Source organism: Paenimyroides ceti (assembly GCF_030409925.1).
In genome coordinates, this window is record NZ_JAUFQU010000001.1 from 1,467,974 (window position 1) to 1,483,243 (window position 15,270).

A 15,270-nucleotide genomic window follows, 5' to 3' on the forward strand; every position below is an offset into this window, starting at 1 on the left:
GTATTAATATCCGGGATTTTTTATATTTTTTCACAAAGTAAAACAATCTTTTGATTATTCAAATCAGTTGTGAAAAAGGCAAATTGATTGCCGCCATCCTTTATTTTATATTTTTTCCGGATTTCTTCTACCTTCATAGGGAAGTTACGTACCGTAATATTCCATTTTTTATTCTCCAGATATTGCTTTATTTCTTTTTTGGCCGCCGGAATTATTTCCAAAATCTTAAAACGTCTTCCGGGAAAATCAATCAGCTCATCTGATGTATACAAGTGGGAGTGTTTGTGCAGCTTTTTTAATCCGAAACGATCAGCAATAGCATTAAAATTTCCTGTTTTCATCAAGGCACTGTTGGGTTCGTATACATAGCTTTTCGGAAGACTGTGTGTGGTAAAAGTTGCATCTGTCACGGAAAATGCATAAGATGATATATTCTGATGCTTATCTATAGTTACGGCCTCAATTATTACATCATCTGAGAAGTCTTTTTCCAATATCCATAAAAGTTCCTTCACTTCATTTTCAAAAGCAACGATAATAACCTTTTTTACATTCTGTAATTCAGAAAGTCCTGCGTGAATATCAAGTAAAGGTGCTGTTTTAATTAGTATCTGGTTAGTGAATGAAAAATAATGTTCCAGATTTTCCGGTACATTTGGTACACAATCCTGCAGCATAAACACCTTTTGTTTGTTATCAGCTCTGCGTGCAGGGTCTATATATATCCAGTCAAAATATTGTGACAAATTATCGAGGATTACGGTACTGTCTCCACTCAGACAGGTAATATTCTCTCTGTTTAATTGTTCATAATTATGTTTCACAAGATCTGAAAGAGTGGTATTGTGTTCGCAGTGAACTACTTCATTAAATTGTTGTGAAAAATAAAAACAGTCCACGCCAAAACCTCCGGTGAGATCAATGAGTCTTGTACCTGAAATCAAAGATGCCTTAAACTGAGCAAGAGGTTCGGATGACGTTTGTTCTATTGAAACGGGATGCGGATATAGAATGTTATCATGGTTGTACCAGGTCGGTAATTTTAATTTTGCCTTTTGTTTGGATTGGATTTGATGAAGAATATCAATCCATTCTATCTCCGGAAACGGATTTTTTTTTAATGCGAGTGCATCAACCACTGTATCGATATGGTCGTCGATAAAAGATTGAACTTCTTTTGTGAGTAAATGTTGCACAGAGAACTAATTATTGGCTAAAACAAAGGTATGACACGCAACGATACCGGCTGTTTCTGTTCTGAGTCTGGTATTTCCAAGCGAAACAGGCTGATACCCATTCTGAAGAGCTGTTTCAATTTCTTTAGTAGAAAAATCACCTTCAGGACCGATAAGCAAAATATAATTCTCTTTTACTGTAATACAGTCTTTTAATTCTGTCTTATTGGTTTCTTCACAATGTGCAATATAGAGATTGCCTTGCTGTTTTGTATTCATAAAATCCTTAAAAGAAACAGGTGCATTCAGTTTAGGTAAATAATATTGATTGGATTGTTTCATCGCAGACTGCAGTATTTTTTCAAAACGTTCCGTTTTTAATACCTTGCGTTCAGAATGATCACAAATGATTGGCGTAATTTCATGAATGCCGATTTCAGTAGCTTTTTCTAAAAACCATTCATAGCGTTCATTCATTTTGGTAGGAGCAACGGCAAGGTGAATATGGTATGTATCGCGTTCTTTTTGTTCCTTTGAAAGGATAGAAACGGTACATTTCTTTTCTGTTGCCAATATAATTTCTGTTTTAAATAAAAATCCTAATCCATTGGTTACAAAAAGAATATCTCCTTCCTTTTTACGTAATACTTTAATAATATGTTTACTTTCTTCCTTATCAAAACTATAAACGGTATCACCTTCTTGAAGGGTATTGGTATAAAATAACTGCATAATTTAAAAGGGTATTCTTGCTTTGGAAACGACTTCCTGATTACTGAAATGTTTTTCTAAAAACTTATAATATCCGACGATACCAATCATGGCAGCATTATCAGTAGTATATTCAAATTTTGGAATAAACGTTTTCCATCCGTATTTGGTTTCTGCCTCCTTTAATGTTTTTCGGATTCCGGAATTGGCAGAAACTCCACCGCCAATAGCAACCTGATGAATACCGGTTTCTTCAACAGCCATTTTTAACTTATCTAACAGAATAGTAATGATGGTATTTTGAACAGAAGCGCATATATCATTTAAATTTTCCTGTATAAAATCAGGATTCTCTTTCTGATTTTTCTGGATAAAATACATAATCTGAGTTTTCAATCCGCTAAAGCTGAAATTCAGCCCCGGTACTTTGGGTTTAGTAAATGCAAAAGCTTTTGGATTTCCTAAAGCTGCATGTTTATCAATCAATGGTCCTCCCGGATAAGGAAAACCGAGTATCTTGGCTGTTTTGTCAAAAGCTTCACCTACAGCATCATCCGTTGTTTCGCCGAGTATTTCCATTTCAAAAAAAGAAATCACTTTTACAATTTGTGTATGTCCGCCACTGATGGTCAACGCCAAAAATGGGAATTCAGGTTTTGAATATGACTCTTCATCTATAAAATGGGCTAATATATGAGCATGCATGTGATTTACAGCGATAAGCGGAATGTTAAGTGCCATAGAAAGTGATTTGGCAAAGGAACTGCCCACAAGCAATGATCCCATCAATCCCGGACCCTGAGTAAAAGCAATCGCAGAAAGCTGATTTTTAGTAATACCGGCTTTTTTCAACGCAACATCAATGACAGGTACGATGTTTTGCTGGTGTGCTCTGGAAGCCAGTTCCGGAATAACACCACCATAAATTTCATGAATCTCCTGTTTTGCCACTTCATTTGACAAAACTGTGTCATTGCATAAAACTGCTGCCCCCGTATCATCACAAGAACTTTCAATGGCTAAAATATAGGTGTTTGTATCTGTCATTATATGCAATAATTTTTATGTACAATCAACGTTAAATAAATATACTATGTTCTGATAAAATAATTATTTTTGTTGATTATAAAAGACGGAATTTTTTAAGCAAATTTAAAATAAATATACCTATCAAAAAATTTTCTAAAATACTATTTGGTTTTCTTCTGGGAATTGTTCTTTTGGTATTACTGCTTTCAGTAACCCTGACAACCCCTATCGTTCAAACTGAATTAGCTCATTATGCTACGGAGAAGATCAATAAACAGTTCAATATTAATGCATCGATAAAACAGGTAGCAGTAGGGCTGGACGGATCTGTACTCCTTAAAAATGTAAAAGTACTGGACGACAGAAAAAATGTTTTGGCTAATACTGAAAGACTGCATACCAATATTTTAGATTTTCAGTTGCTGCTATATGGACAACTGTATTTTGGTTCTACTGAATTGGAAAACCTTGATTTTCATATCCGTAAGTATAAAGGAGATACTCTTACAAATCTCGATAAGTTTATAGAAACATTTGATGACGGCCAGAAAGGTTCCGGTAAATTCTATATGAATATTGAACATCTGAAGGTTACTAATGGTAGTTTCAGTATCGTTGATGATAATCTGCCAAATGCTAAATCAGTTGATTTCACTAAAATGAGCGGACTGGTAGATCATTTTGTAATCAAAGGACCTAACATCAGTGCAGAAGTAAAAAAACTGAGTCTGCATGATCACCGCGGATTGACAGTAAAAGATTTAGCTGCTGACTTTTCGATGACCAAAACCTCTATGGATCTTAAAAAGCTCAATCTTACCACAGATAAATCCGTTTTAGTAGGTAGTATTGAGATGAGATACAACGAAGGCGATTTAAAACATTTTGTTGACAAGGTAAATCTCAACGTAAAAATAGATAAAAGCAGTATTGCTACAGATGAGTTGAGAACATTTTATAAAGGATTCGGAAGTGGGAACCATCTCTATTTAAAAACCAGAGCTACAGGAACTTTAAATAATTTTACTCTCAGTAATGCTGTTCTTGCAGATGATATTGGTTCACAAATTATCGGTAATTTTAAACTTGAAAATTTGCTGGATAAAACAAAAGAGTTTAAAATCATTACCAATCTGGACAGATTGTTTATCTCCCGTAAAAATGCAGTGGCGTTATTACCAAATGTACTGGAGAAAGCACTTCCTGCAGAATTGGATAAAATAGGTATGCTTGATTTAAGAGGAGCCCTGATGTACACCAATTTTACCGTTGAAGCTGATATTCAAACTGTATCTGAATTGGGATTAGCGTCTGCAAAAGTGTCTATGTCGGCACTCAACAATCCTAAAAAAGCACTTTATCGCGGAGATGTTATTTTAGAAGATTTCAATATCGGAGGATTAATTGATAAACCGAACATCGGAACAGCTTCGTTAAATTTATTTATCGACGGGCAGGGATTTGATACAAAAAATCTCAATACAACGGTTACCGGAGATGTATATCATTTTGATTTTAACGGATATCAATACCAGGACATCATTATAGACGGAAAATTAAAAATGCCTACCTATCAGGGATTTGTAAGCAGTAAAGATCCAAATGCAATCCTTGATTTTGATGGGGTTATTGATTTTAGTTCATCAGTAAAAGAATACAATTTCAAAGCGGATATTACTCATTTGAATCTTAGAGCGCTTGGTTTTGTGAAAGACAGTATCAGTGAAGTAAAAGGTTTGATTGAGCTCAATGCTAAAGGAAATACTATTGACGACTTTGAAGGTGTGGTACATATTTCTGATGTTTACTATAAAAGTTCAAAAGCAGATTTTGAGTTTAAGGACTTTGAAATGACTTCCACATTTTCTGAAGACGGAACGCGGATGGTAGAAATGAATTCTCCGGATATTGTAGAAGGTTATATTCGTGGAAAATATAAGATAAACCAGTTAAAAGCCATTGTAGAAAATGCATTGGGCAGCTTATATACCAATTATTCTCCTCTAAAACTGGAAACTGGACAATACCTTGATTTCGATTTTAATATCAACAGTAAAATTGTTGAGTTATTTGCTCCTAACATCCAGATCAGTGAAGATACCAGACTTCAGGGATCCATAAATGCAGATGAAGGCGATTTCAAATTAAATTTTGATACACCCTTTGTGAATGTGAGCAATAATGCTATTAAAAATATAGCCATTCAGGTCGATAATAAAAATCCTTTATTCAACACTTATATTTCAATTGACTCTATACGACTCAAAGGATATGATATTACCGATTTCAATTTGCTGAATGTAACCCACAACGATACTCTTTTTGTAAGAACAGAATTTAAAGGTGGTAAAGAAGCTACAGATTCGTATGATCTCAACTTATACCATACTATTAATAAAGACAATTTATCTATTGTAGGATTTCAAAAATCAGAATTCAAATTCAAAGATTATCTGTGGTATATCAATGAAGATGATGACGATAAAAACAGGGTAGTTTTCAATAAAAAACTTACCGATTTTGATGTAGAACACATTGAAATATCTCACGAAGAGCAGACAGTATTGCTCAGCGGTGTTTTAAGAGATTCGACATACAAGGATTTAAAACTGACTTTTGAGAAAGTAGATCTCAATAAAATTACGCCTGACATTCATAATCTGTCATTGGGAGGGCTTATTAACGGTAAAATTGCGTTTGAACAGCGCAACAAGGTTTTCAGACCATCTTCCAGTCTTGAAATTGATAATCTGGAAGTCAATGACGTATTTCTTGGAAAATTTAATTTTGATGTAGAAGGAGATGAAAGCCTCAGAAATTTTAAAGTGCGTTCCAATATTGTCAATGATTTTGCTGAAAGTTTCTACATGAACGGAAACATCAGTGTTGAGAAAGGAAGATCGAATCTGGATTTGGATGTAGGACTTGTAAAATTTGATCTTAAAGCCATTGCTCCTTTTCTGAGCAGTATTATGTCTGATGTGCGAGGAGATGCTTCAGGGAGACTTACAGTTAGCGGTATACATACAGATCCTACGGTTGACGGACGTATTTATTTATCAAATGCGGGAATGCGTCCTGTATTTACAGGTGTAGATTATGTGTTTGATGAAAATGCTCCGCTGGACATTACTGAAAAACAATTTATTCTTAGGAATGTCAATATTACCGATTCCAAACATAAAACAAAGGGATTGATCAACGGATATATCGCGCACGACAGGTTTCAAAACTGGAATCTGAATGTAAAACTAAACTCCAATAACTTACTGGCACTGGATAAAGCATATCAGGAAGGAACGCCTTATTATGGTGTAGCTTATATAGACGGATATGCCACTATCATAGGACCGGCTGAAGCACTGAATATTAAAATTGAAGCCACTTCAAAAGAAGGTACAAGCCTTAAAATTCCTTTGAATGAAACAGGAGGTGTTGGCGATAATAATTTTATTCATTTTGTGACAGCTGAAGAAAAGAGAAACCGTGAAAAAGGAGTATTTACCTCTGTCAATCCAAATCAGTTTGGAGGAGTACAGCTCGATTTTGAATTTGTCATAACACCTGATGCTGAAATTGAGGTCTTGCTCGATCGGGAGTCCGGACATGGTATGAAAGGACGTGGAGCGGGTTTTATCACTATGGGTATAAATACACTGGGTAGCTTCAATATGTGGGGGGATTTTCAGGTATATGAAGGGGTTTATAACTTCAAATACAGTGGCTTGATTGATAAGAAATTTCAGGTAAAAAAATATGGAACCATACGATGGGATGGAGACCCGATGAATGCCTTACTCGATTTACAAGCCATCTATCATACCCAGGCAAATCCGGGTACAATTGTAGAAAATTCGGCCATTAACAGAAAAGTAGATACCGATGTATCTATTATACTGACAGGTAATCTGGCAACACCTGAAATAGATTTCAATATCGACTTTCCGAATGTGAGCTCCAGTATTAAATCTGAAATAGATTATAAATTAGCAGATAAAGATACCCGTGAAACACAGGCAATGGCATTGTTGGCTACCGGTAGCTTTATCAATTCTGAAAATGCCTCTACAGCCGTTTATGGAAGTTTGTTTGAAAGAGCCAGCAGTCTCTTTGATGATTTATTCTCAGATGAAGATGGTAAATTTAAAGTAGGACTCAACTATTCTCAGAGTGACCGAAATCCGTATGCAGAAAACGATGCCGCACGTGTAGGGGTAACACTGTCTACGCAGGTAAGTGATAAAATATTGATAAACGGAAAATTAGGGGTACCGGTGGGTGGTGCAGAAGATAATGTCATTGTTGGTGATGTCGAAGTACAGTTATTGCTCAATGAAGACGGTAGTCTCAAAGCAAGGGTATTCAACCGTGAAAATGACATCAATTATCTGGGTGAAGGTATTGGGTACACACAAGGAGTCGGATTGACCTATGAAGTCGATTTTGAAACCTTTAAAGAGCTGCTTAAACGTATTTTTACCAATGCGAATAAAAAAGCAAAAGAAAAAGCAACTTCTAATTCAACCAATGAAATTCCGGACGATGATTTTGGCAGCGAATTCATAAAATATCAGGAGAACCGTCGTAAAGAAAAAGTAGAAGATAAAAAAGCACAACCAGAAGGATAATCTTCTGGTTTTTTATTTTTATTAACTTGTCAAAAAAAGGCAAAAAGCCTATATTTACAATAATTATACAAATAAAACATGACCAAAAATACGATCAGAAAAATTGCAGTTCTTACATCAGGAGGAGATGCTCCGGGAATGAATGCCGCCATAAGGGCTGTTGTTCGTGCATGTGCCTATTATCATATAAGCTGTGTAGGTATCTTCAGAGGATTTCAGGGAATGATAGAAGGTGATTTTAAAGAACTGGGACCGCGTGATGTAAAATATATTGTAAGTAAAGGAGGTACCATACTCAAAACGGCACGTTCAGAAGAATTTAAAACCGAAGCAGGTCGCAAACAAGCCTACAAAAATATTACTGAAGCTGAAATAGATGCTTTAATTGTTATTGGCGGAGATGGAAGTTTTACGGGAGCCCTTCAGTTCAGCAAAGAATTTAGCTTTCCGGTAATAGGAATACCCGGAACAATTGACAATGACATCAACGGAACCAGCCATACTATTGGCTTTGATACAGCTTTAAATACCATCATTGATGCCGTTGATAAAATAAGAGATACGGCTACCTCTCATAAACGTTTATTCTTTATCGAAGTAATGGGTCGCGATGTAGGTCATATTGCTTTAAATGCTGGTATTGGAGCTGGTGCTGAAGAAATATTGATTCCGGAAGAAAACATCGGATTGCCAAAATTACTCGAAAAACTGAAAAAAAGTAAACTCTCAGGAAAGTCATCCTGTATTGTGATTGTGGCAGAAGGTGATAAAACCGGAAGAAATGTTTTTGAGTTAAGTGAATATGTAGAAGAAAATCTACCGGAATATGATGTCCGGGTTAGTGTTTTAGGTCATTTACAACGCGGTGGTTCCCCTTCGTGTTTTGATCGGGTATTGGCAAGCCGTTTAGGTGTAAAAGCTGTAGAAAGCATACTCGAAAACAAATCAGGGATCATGATTGGTCTCATTAATGATCAGATGGCAGAAACAAAACTGGAAAAAGCAATAAAAGGGGAAGCCCCGATAGATGAAGAATTAATAAGAATATCAGAGATATTATCAATATAAAAAGATATGGAAAAAGTAAAAATTGGAATTAACGGCTTTGGAAGAATTGGTCGTTTGTTATTAAGAGAATCTTTTACAAGAAATGATATACAGGTAGTAGCAGTTAATGACCTTATGGAAGTTGATTTATTAGCTTACCTGCTTAAATATGACTCTGTACACGGAAAATTTGAGGGAGAAATAAAAGTAGAAGGAAATCATCTGATTGTCAATAATACAAAAATAAGAGTAACTGCAGAAAAAGACCCTGCCAACCTTAAATGGGATGAAGTAGGAGCCGAAATCATTGCCGATTGTACAGGTATTTTTAAAACACTTGACAAAGCAGAGGCACATCTGAAAGCCGGAGCAAAAAAAGTGGTATTATCATCTCCTTCTGATGATATCCCAATGTTTGTTATGGGCGTAAATCATACTGAGCTTACAGCTGATAAAACCATTATATCCAATGCTTCCTGTACTACCAACTGTCTGGCTCCGATTGCTAAAATTCTGAATGACACTTTCGGAATTGCTGAGGGACTTATGACAACAGTACATGCTGCTACAGCATCTCAATTAGTCGTAGACGGAGCATCGAAAAAAGATTTCAGAGGCGGTAGAGCAGCTTTAAACAACATAATTCCGGCTTCAACGGGTGCTGCACAGGCGGTTACCAAAGTCATTCCCGCATTAAAGGGAAAACTGACAGGTATGGCATTCAGAGTTCCTGTAGCGAATGTTTCAGTAGTTGATCTGACCGTAAAGCTAAACACGCCTACTACGTATGAAGAAATAATGGATGTATTTAAAAAAGCATCAGAAAATGAATATAAAGATATTGTAGGTTTCACTACTGAGGCAGTTGTTTCTCAGGACTTTGTTTCTGATACAAGAACATCTATTATAGATGCCGATGCGGGAATAGGACTTAATGAGACTTTCTTTAAAATCGTATCATGGTATGACAATGAATATGGTTATTCTGCAAAACTATTGGATCTCATTGTGTATGCTCATAAAATACAGTAAGCGATGAAAATTGTAGTAGACAGCGGTTCTACAAAAGCAGACTGGATTTTATTTGATAAGGATAATAGATATATTGAACACTATTCCACAAAAGGACTCAATCCTGAAGTATTAAATATTCAGGATCTGATTGACCGCATACAGGAATGCCAGCCACTGACAGATTGTAAAGATACAATTGAAAAAATTTTCTTTTACGGATCGGGTTGTGGTACTCCGCGTTCAAAAGACTTTATGCGTACTGCTTTAATGCATTGTTTTGATCATACCCATAAATTTGATATCAAGGAAGATACGTTTGCAGCAGTATACGCTACCAGTTCAAATCTGGAACCCGCTATAGTATGTATCAATGGCACAGGCTCTAACTGTTCTTATTTTGATGGAGAGCAGGTCTTTCAGGCGGTTGATTCATTAGGCTATATGGCAATGGATGATTGTGGCGGTGTCGATTTTGGACGAGAAATGCTCAGGGCATATTATTTTAAAACCATGCCTGAGCATCTTGCAAAAGAATTTGCAGAGAAGTATGAAATGAATTCAGATGTTGTAAAGAAAAATTTATATAAACTGGAAAATCCGAATGCTTATCTGGCCTCTTTTCTGCCTTTTCTTATTCAACACAAAGAACATTCGTTTTTTAAAGAACTTATTTATGATAAGATTATTTTCTTTATCAATCATTATATCAAGCAGTTTGAAGTACACCAAAGAGTACCTATTCACTTTGTTGGTTCAGTAGCTTACCTGCTTAAAGAAGAATTTACGGCGGTCTTACATCAGAATAATTTAACCATAGGCAACATCATACAAAAGCCTTTAGACGGATTGATCCAGTATCATAAAATGTAGAAAACATGGCAAAAAAAACAAATAGTTTAGAAGACTTAGGAGGCTTCGTATTTTCAACAAATAAAGATTTTGAATTTCAAGATACAAATAAAATCGAAGAAACACTTGATCCAAAAGATCAAAGACTTGAAGCACATCTCGATAAAAAAAACAGAGCTGGTAAAATAGCAACTGTTATAAAAGGATTTCAGGGAGCCGAAGAAGATCTAAAAATTTTGGGTAAAGAATTGAAAACACTATGTGGGGTTGGTGGTTCAGTAAAAGATGGAGAAATCATTATACAGGGTAATTTTCGAGACAAAATAATGGATTTTCTTGTGAAAAAAGGATATAAAGTAAAAAGAGTAGGGAGTTAAAATCATATAAAATGAGTGAAATAAAAGCATCAGAATTAGTTTTAAATCCGGATGGCAGTATTTACCACCTTAATTTAAAACCCGAACATATAGCACAGAACATCATTTTTGTCGGTGATCAATTCAGAGTACAAGAAATCAGTAAGCATTTTGATGTTATTGAATTCAAAACTCAGAAAAGAGAATTCGTAACGCATACAGGAACCTATAAAGGAAAAAGAATAAGTGTTATTTCAACGGGTATTGGACCTGATAATATTGATATTGTGTTTAATGAACTGGATGCACTTGTAAATATTGATTTTGAAACACGCCAGATAAAACAAGAACTCACTGCACTGAACATCATTCGTGTGGGAACATCCGGTTCGTTACAGGAGCATATTCCAGTCGGCAGCCTTCTCATGTCAGTAGCAGCCATTGGTACGGATAATATGCTCCGCAGCTATCGCTCTGAAGGACACACAAATTTAGCGATGGAAGATGCTTTTATTCAGCATACAAAATGGAATGCAATCAAAGGAAGGCCTTATGCAATAGAGGCTGATCAAGAGTTAATTGCTAAATTCAGATCTTCAGAAATGCATGAGGGGATTACCATAACGGCTGGTGGATTTTACGGAGCTCAGGGACGTGTTTTAAGAATTGCAGTAGAAGATGAAATGTTGAATGAAAAAATAGACAGTTTTAAATTTGATACTCATAAAGCAACAAATTTAGAAATGGAAACAGCAGCTATTTACGGCCTGTCAAAGTTATTATGTCATCACTCACTATCATTAAATGCAATCATTGCCAACAGGAAAAATGGTACGTTTAGCGATAATCCATATGAAACTGTTGAAAAACTCATCATTTACACTTTAGATAAAATTTAGTATTGATTTTTTTAAAGCCTATTTTTTTTGTGTTCTATTTTTATTTCTTAAAATTTTATTGATATAAGCAATAATAAAGTAAAAAATAAAAATATAATTATTAGCAAAGGCCAATTGGTAAGTAATTGCTATTTTTGAAACATAAAAAAACAAAGCATACAAAAATGATAAAGGAGTTAATTCAATTAGACCGGATTCTGTTTGATTCATATAAAACAAAAATTATATCAGCAGATGAAGCTGCTCTGTTAATACCTGACAAAGCTGTAGTAGGCGCCAGTGGTTTTACAAAAGCCGGAGACAGTAAATCGGTATTACCTGCTTTTGCAAAAAGAGCAAAAGAAGAAGAAATTGCGATTACATTAATTACCGGAGCTTCTTTAGGACATACAACAGACGCAGATCTGGCTGCCAATCACGCACTGATTCGCAGAATGCCATTTCAGGCAGATGGTACACTAAGAAAAAGCATTAATGACTATCAGGTAAAATACGTTGATCAGCATTTGAGTGAAACGGTAGAACAATTAATCTGTGGTCATATCGCTCCGGTAGATATAGCCATTATCGAAGCTTCCAGCGTAGATGAAAACGGAAATATCTATCCAACAACCTCCATTGGTAATTCGGCTTTTTTCGCTGCTTCTGCTAAAAAAATAATCATTGAAATCAATACACTGGTTCCTAAAAATTTTATAGGAATTCATGATAATACAGTACCTAATTCTTATCCTGACAGAGATGTGATCAACATTCACACTCCAACAGACCGCATTGGTACGCCTTATATATCCATAGATCCTGAAAAAGTAATCGGGGTAGTATTTACAGATATATTAGACCAGCCTGCAGTAATAGCTGAACCGGATGAAAAAACAACAGCCATTTCTAAACATCTTTTAAACTTTTTTGAAAAAGAAGTTCAGAACGGAAAGCTTACGTATGCCTTATTGCCGTTACAGGCAGGTATCGGAAAAGTAGCAAATGCAGTATTGACAGGCTTTAAAGGAAGTAATTTTAAAAATCTTACCATGTATTCTGAAGTGCTTCAGGACAGTACTTTTGAATTGATTGATTCCGGAAATATGGATTTTGCCTCAGGTTCTTCTATTACAGTTACTGAATCATGCTATACCAATCTATTAAACAATTTTGAAAAATATAAAGATAAACTGATCCTGCGTCCGCAAAACATATCCAATGCACCCGAAGTCATACGAAGATTGGGAATCATAGGTATCAATACAGCCATTGAATTTGATATTTACGGAAATGTAAATTCAACTCATATTGGTGGAAACAAAATGATGAATGGTATTGGCGGTTCGGGAGATTTTGCGCGAAATGCCTATCTGAGTATTTTTGTAACGCAAGCGGCATCCAAAGAAAACAATATCTCGCATGTACTGCCTATGGTATCACATGTAGATCATACAGAACATGATGTAGATATACTCGTAACCGATCAGGGACTGGCTGATCTAAGAGGACTTGCTCCAAGAGAAAGGGCAGAAGTGATTATAGAAAACTGTGTACATCCGGATTATAAAGAAGAAATAAGAGATTATTTTGAAAGAGCCAAACAGCGAGGCGGACATACTCCTCATATTATGGAAGAAGCTTTTAAATTTCATGTGAGATTTAATGAAACAAAATCCATGAAAAAATAATAAAACAAAAAGACATTCAATTTGAATGTCTTTTTGTTTTTAACCTAATATTTATAAAAAGTAAGCGTTACGTTTATTATATTAGCTTAAAATTTCTATGTATGAAAACGGTTAAAATTATCGGTGTACCTGAACATTTCAATCTTCCGTGGCAATTGTGTATTGAAAACGGTGAGTTTGAAGAAGCAGGGTTGGATTTGCAATGGACAGATGTTCCTGAAGGAACAGGTAAAATGTGTGAAATGCTGCGTAACCATCAGACTGATTTAGCCGTTATATTGACAGAAGGTATCTTCAAAGACATCAGTAATGGCAATGATGCAGTTATTGTACAGGAATATGTAAGTTCACCGTTGCAATGGGGAATCCATGTTGCCTATAATGCTCCGTATCAAGCCATAAGTGATTTAGAACATAAGAAGGTGGCCATAAGCAGAAAAGGTTCAGGCTCACAACTCATGGCTATTGTCAATGCTAAAAATAACGGTTGGGACACCGAAAATCTAAGCTATGAAATTGTAAATACACTGGATGGTGCCATTCAGGCATTAACAGACCACCAGGCTGATTATTTTATGTGGGATCGTTTTATGACACAACCTATAGTAGATCAGAAAGTTTTCAGGAGAATAGGAGTTTGTCCCACTCCATGGCCTTGTTTTGTAGTTGTTGCACGCAAAGAATTTTTACAGGAAAACAAATCGGCGGTTCGGCATATTATGGAAATCATCAATGCCACAACAGCAGAGTTTAAGATGATTCCGAGTATTGATAAAACACTTGCCCAACGGTATAATCAAAAAGTAGAGGACATCCGCGAATGGTTACAGATGACTACCTGGTCACAAAAAAATATAACCCCTTCTAAATTCGAAAAAATTCAAAAACAATTAGTAGATTTAGATATTATTACTGACGAATTGAAATATAACGAAGTAATCCTTTAAAGGATTTATGACAGAAAAACAACCAAATAAGTTTAAAAGAATTATTAAAAGCTTTACTTTGCCTAAGCCCTGGGATAGTATTGTCATACTATTGCTGAATATTCTTATTCTTATTCCGGTTTTTATCATTCTGCATCAAAACCTGATAGATCCTGAATGGCCGTTTCATTTAGACCGCATATTACTTTTTCTTGCCATTACTGCAGTGATGCAGCTTCTTTTTCAACTGGTAAAGCGGTTTATCTTTTTTGTACTCATTTTATACCTCGGAGTATTGATTTACGGAACCCTGTTTCAGGGATACGGATTCAATGCTGTATACGAAGATTATAGATCTATGATATATGCTATGTCTGAAAATCCGAATCCGCAGGATGTAATTGTTTCTAAATTACTGCCGTTTCCGAATAAAAATAAAATACTGAATTCCATTGAATATGATAATCCAAAAGTTCGGAATTTTGCATTGACTGCTACAACCAAACATTTCAGAGATGTCAAAGGTTTTAGAGAATACCGTCAAATGATTCAGTGCTTTGCTGTTTTTAAAGAAGTACAGAGCAGATGGAATTATGTAAATGATCCCAAAAACAGAGAATATATTGCTACAGCGACCGAATCACTACAACATTTTTCAGGTGATTGCGAAGACCATGCCATACTCATGGCTTCGTTAATCCGTTCAGTAGGAGGTACTCCAAGGCTTATACATACCAAAGCGCATATATATCCAGAAATGCTGATAGGTACAAAAGCAGATTTGGAAAATGCCGTTTATCTGATTAAAGAGGTGTTATTTGTTAAAGAAAGCAAAGGGAAGGAAATACATTATCATATAGACGAAAGAGGAAATGTATGGCTCAATCTTGATTATACAGCCCGTTATCCGGGAGGACCGTTTATGTCTGAAGAAATATTAGGAGCATTAACATTAAATTAATTACC

Annotated in this window: 12 protein-coding genes; 9 read left to right on the forward strand and 3 right to left on the reverse strand. The window is 35.5% G+C overall.

Going from position 1 to position 15,270, the window contains the following annotated elements; translation table 11 throughout:
• Positions 1-20: 20 nt before the first annotated feature.
• Genes QW060_RS07095 through tsaD form a run of 3 tightly spaced genes read right to left on the reverse strand, consistent with a single transcriptional unit; the run spans position 21 to position 2,933 of the window.
• On the reverse strand, positions 21-1,196 hold the full coding sequence (locus QW060_RS07095) for a THUMP-like domain-containing protein (protein ID WP_290362948.1): 1,176 nt from the start codon (positions 1,194-1,196) through the stop codon (positions 21-23).
• 6 nt (positions 1,197-1,202) lie between these two features.
• Positions 1,203-1,907 carry a 16S rRNA (uracil(1498)-N(3))-methyltransferase gene (locus tag QW060_RS07100; protein ID WP_290362949.1) on the reverse strand — a complete coding sequence of 235 codons (705 nt, stop codon included), beginning with the start codon at positions 1,905-1,907 and terminating at the stop codon, positions 1,203-1,205.
• Positions 1,908-1,910: 3 nt separating this feature from the next.
• The gene (gene tsaD, locus QW060_RS07105) at positions 1,911-2,933 is read right to left on the reverse strand and encodes a tRNA (adenosine(37)-N6)-threonylcarbamoyltransferase complex transferase subunit TsaD (RefSeq protein WP_290362950.1); all 1,023 of its coding nucleotides are present in this window, start codon (positions 2,931-2,933) and stop codon (positions 1,911-1,913) included.
• A gap of 173 nt (positions 2,934-3,106) precedes the next feature.
• Here tsaD and QW060_RS07110 point away from each other — a divergent pair, with 173 nt between their 5' ends.
• From QW060_RS07110 to QW060_RS07150, 9 genes are all read left to right on the forward strand, one after another.
• Positions 3,107-7,543: a translocation/assembly module TamB domain-containing protein gene (locus QW060_RS07110; RefSeq protein WP_290362951.1), complete on the forward strand. Its 4,437-nt coding sequence runs from the start codon at positions 3,107-3,109 to the stop codon at positions 7,541-7,543.
• Between the two features lie 78 nt (positions 7,544-7,621).
• Complete coding sequence (gene pfkA, locus QW060_RS07115) at positions 7,622-8,611, forward strand: 6-phosphofructokinase (RefSeq protein ID WP_290362952.1); 990 nt, start codon at positions 7,622-7,624, stop codon at positions 8,609-8,611.
• Positions 8,612-8,617: 6 nt separating this feature from the next.
• Complete coding sequence (gene gap, locus QW060_RS07120; protein ID WP_290362953.1) at positions 8,618-9,622, forward strand: type I glyceraldehyde-3-phosphate dehydrogenase; 1,005 nt, start codon at positions 8,618-8,620, stop codon at positions 9,620-9,622.
• Positions 9,623-9,625: 3 nt separating this feature from the next.
• Positions 9,626-10,474 (forward strand): N-acetylglucosamine kinase, encoded by an 849-nt coding sequence (locus QW060_RS07125; RefSeq protein WP_290362954.1) that lies wholly within the window; start codon positions 9,626-9,628, stop codon positions 10,472-10,474.
• A 5-nt stretch (positions 10,475-10,479) separates the two neighbouring features.
• Positions 10,480-10,830: a translation initiation factor gene (locus QW060_RS07130; RefSeq protein WP_290362955.1), complete on the forward strand. Its 351-nt coding sequence runs from the start codon at positions 10,480-10,482 to the stop codon at positions 10,828-10,830.
• Positions 10,831-10,841: 11 nt separating this feature from the next.
• Complete coding sequence (locus QW060_RS07135; RefSeq protein ID WP_290362956.1) at positions 10,842-11,708, forward strand: nucleoside phosphorylase; 867 nt, start codon at positions 10,842-10,844, stop codon at positions 11,706-11,708.
• A gap of 164 nt (positions 11,709-11,872) precedes the next feature.
• Entirely contained in the window at positions 11,873-13,378 is a 1,506-nt protein-coding gene (locus tag QW060_RS07140) for a succinate CoA transferase (protein ID WP_290362957.1), read from the forward strand.
• A gap of 101 nt (positions 13,379-13,479) precedes the next feature.
• Positions 13,480-14,325 (forward strand): substrate-binding domain-containing protein, encoded by an 846-nt coding sequence (locus QW060_RS07145; RefSeq protein WP_290362958.1) that lies wholly within the window; start codon positions 13,480-13,482, stop codon positions 14,323-14,325.
• A 7-nt stretch (positions 14,326-14,332) separates the two neighbouring features.
• Entirely contained in the window at positions 14,333-15,265 is a 933-nt protein-coding gene (locus QW060_RS07150; RefSeq protein WP_290362959.1) for a transglutaminase domain-containing protein, read from the forward strand.
• Positions 15,266-15,270: the final 5 nt, after the last annotated feature.

Coding starts and splice junctions, on each gene's coding strand:
- QW060_RS07100 (WP_290362949.1), bottom strand. CDS start 1,907: ATGCAGTTATTTTATACCAATACCCTTCAAGAAGGTGATACCGTTTAT.
- QW060_RS07135 (WP_290362956.1), top strand. CDS start 10,842: ATGAGTGAAATAAAAGCATCAGAATTAGTTTTAAATCCGGATGGCAGT.
- pfkA (WP_290362952.1), top strand. CDS start 7,622: ATGACCAAAAATACGATCAGAAAAATTGCAGTTCTTACATCAGGAGGA.
- QW060_RS07125 (WP_290362954.1), top strand. CDS start 9,626: ATGAAAATTGTAGTAGACAGCGGTTCTACAAAAGCAGACTGGATTTTA.
- QW060_RS07150 (WP_290362959.1), top strand. CDS start 14,333: ATGACAGAAAAACAACCAAATAAGTTTAAAAGAATTATTAAAAGCTTT.
- tsaD (WP_290362950.1), bottom strand. CDS start 2,933: ATGACAGATACAAACACCTATATTTTAGCCATTGAAAGTTCTTGTGAT.
- QW060_RS07130 (WP_290362955.1), top strand. CDS start 10,480: ATGGCAAAAAAAACAAATAGTTTAGAAGACTTAGGAGGCTTCGTATTT.
- QW060_RS07145 (WP_290362958.1), top strand. CDS start 13,480: ATGAAAACGGTTAAAATTATCGGTGTACCTGAACATTTCAATCTTCCG.
- gap (WP_290362953.1), top strand. CDS start 8,618: ATGGAAAAAGTAAAAATTGGAATTAACGGCTTTGGAAGAATTGGTCGT.
- QW060_RS07140 (WP_290362957.1), top strand. CDS start 11,873: ATGATAAAGGAGTTAATTCAATTAGACCGGATTCTGTTTGATTCATAT.